General features: G+C 41.7%; 3 protein-coding genes. All 3 read right to left on the bottom strand.

What is annotated here, in order from left to right:
• Positions 1 to 111: 111 nt before the first annotated feature.
• The 3 genes from CIK04_RS01780 to CIK04_RS35435 all read right to left on the bottom strand — a co-directional run bounded on the left by CIK04_RS01780 (position 112) and on the right by CIK04_RS35435 (position 864).
• Complete coding sequence (locus CIK04_RS01780; RefSeq protein ID WP_097353772.1) at positions 112 to 240, bottom strand: DUF3265 domain-containing protein; 129 nt, start codon at positions 238 to 240, stop codon at positions 112 to 114.
• A gap of 32 nt (positions 241 to 272) precedes the next feature.
• A complete protein-coding gene (locus CIK04_RS01775) occupies positions 273 to 623 on the bottom strand; it encodes a hypothetical protein (RefSeq protein WP_128824579.1) in 351 nt (116 codons plus the stop codon).
• A 73-nt stretch (positions 624 to 696) separates the two neighbouring features.
• Positions 697 to 864 carry a DUF3265 domain-containing protein gene (locus CIK04_RS35435; protein WP_097353636.1) on the bottom strand — a complete coding sequence of 56 codons (168 nt, stop codon included), beginning with the start codon at positions 862 to 864 and terminating at the stop codon, positions 697 to 699.
• Positions 865 to 1,162: the final 298 nt, after the last annotated feature.

Here is a 1,162-nt window from a genome sequence, read left to right as displayed (position 1 = left end):
CCAAAGATGAGTGTCCGAAAAGCAGCGCTCACAAAAGCCAACTTGCCGACAAACACCAAACTGAAAAGCCAAGAGAACAAAGAAAAACCATAACCAACTGATTTTACTTGATTAAGCATAACGCCGCGTTAAGGGGTGAATGCCGCATAAACCAAGCTTCCGCAGACCACTTTCACCACCAAAACTCACCGCACACCAAAAATGCCACGCGGCATGAATCCCTCTTAAACGCCTTGTTATACCAATTTTTGGCCAGTCATAAGCAACCTAACTTATAAGCCAAAACCAACTTTTGGTAACTTACGAACTGAGCGAACACCCCATTGTGATAAATCTGGCTTAGGTTGCCCCGTGAAATCACCAAGGCAGATATACCCTCGAGACAGATAACGATAAAGGAAATCTCCACCCTCTAAAGAGCCTCTTCTATCATCACCAAATGGTAATTTTATACGWTCTACTCGTAGATCTGAGGCGGCTTTGAAAGCWGGATAAACGCTGGAGTTCACCGAATATGAGCTTAGATCACTTAGAAGTGCTTTATCTGACATTTGCGATGCTGTACGAGTAAAGATCATGATTAGACGTTTCTGCTGTTCTGATGAAACGATGATCATTTCCATATTGGTTTTCCTTTGAAATAAGGAAGTATATAGAAACCAAGCTTCACTCGATAGTGTTTTGAGTTGGAGCTTATTACGATAAATTGGTATAACGCTGCGTTAAGGGGTGAGTGCCGCCTAAACCAAGTTTCCGCACACCACTTTCACCACAAAAATCACCGCAAACCAAAAATGCCACGCGGCATGAATCCCGCTTAAACGCCTTGTTATGTTTAAGACTCGAACGGTTAAGTTTTACGATACCAAGAGCTTAACTCGACTTATCTTTGAAAACCAAAGTTAGAAGCTAAAAAGCTGAATTAACTCATAATTTTGATTGGCCGACTTTGAGTTTTAACGTGAGAAATCGAAAAGATGGGGCTCTAACTTTGAAATCAAAATCACTTCACTCACCTCGCCTACACTCTGGAATTCAATGAGGCAACTCTCTGAATTTTTAGCGCCCACGAATTGGAGTCCAGAAAACAGCGACCACTAAACATAACTTGCCGACAAGACCAAAATTAGAAAGCTGAGAAAGCAAAGAAAAGATGCAACCA

It is taken from the genome of Vibrio sp. 03_296 (assembly GCF_002265885.1).
The sequence above is the reverse complement of the archived record's forward strand: the minus strand, read 5'-3'. Positions and strand labels throughout refer to the sequence as shown.